Origin of the sequence: Streptomyces alkaliterrae, from assembly GCF_007097205.2 — a bacterium.
GTDB lineage: Bacteria > Actinomycetota > Actinomycetes > Streptomycetales > Streptomycetaceae > Streptomyces > Streptomyces alkaliterrae.
Genome location: NZ_VJYK02000663.1, coordinates 1 through 727, shown reverse-complemented (window position 1 = coordinate 727; position 727 = coordinate 1). Strand labels below are relative to the sequence as shown.

At 74.4% G+C, this 727-nt stretch carries 1 protein-coding gene; it reads left to right on the top strand.

Going from position 1 to position 727, the window contains the following annotated elements; all coding sequences use genetic code 11:
- The coding region (locus tag FNX44_RS27400) for a cysteine protease StiP domain-containing protein (protein WP_267129500.1) at positions 1–727 on the top strand (727 nt) is incomplete at both ends.

Below are 727 nucleotides of genomic sequence, written 5' to 3'. Positions count from 1 at the left end.
CCGCTACGCCTACAACGTCAGCCCCGCCTCCGACGGATCGCCGTTCGACGCGGTCGTCGTCGTCACCGACTCCACCGGCGACACCCCCGGGCTCCACGCCCCCGACGGTCTACTGGCCCACCTCGCCGCCCACACCGGCCGCGTACTGCTCGCCGTCGTCCCCTCCTGGCTGCCGCTCCCCGCGCCGCTCGGCGGACCCGACTTCTCCTCCTACACCGCCGACGAGTGCAGCTGGCTGCTCCAGGACCTCTCCGACGTCCGACTGGAGGCGCCCACCGAGGAGCGCGAGGAGGCCATCCAGAACGGCGGCGCCCACTACGCCGAGTCGCTGCCCGTCGAGTACCAGCCCAGCGCCGACTACCAGCGGCTCTTCCAGAGCGCGCTGGACGCCTCGGCCGCCCGCATCGCCCGGGCTGTCGGCGCGGTCACCGAGACCGTGCTCGCCGAACGAGGCGGCGAGGGCCGCCCGCCGGTGCTCGTCTCCCTCGCCCGCGCCGGAACCCCCGTCGGCGTCCTGATGCGCCGCTGGGCACTCGCCCGCCACGGCGTCGAACTCCCGCACCACGCCCTGTCCATCGTGCGAGGCCGCGGAATCGACACCACCGCCCTGCGCTGGCTGGCCGCCCACCACAACCCCGCCGACGTCGTCTTCGTCGACGGCTGGACCGGCAAGGGCGCCATCACCCGCGAACTGGCCGAAGCCCTCGCCCCGCACCCCGAGTTCGAC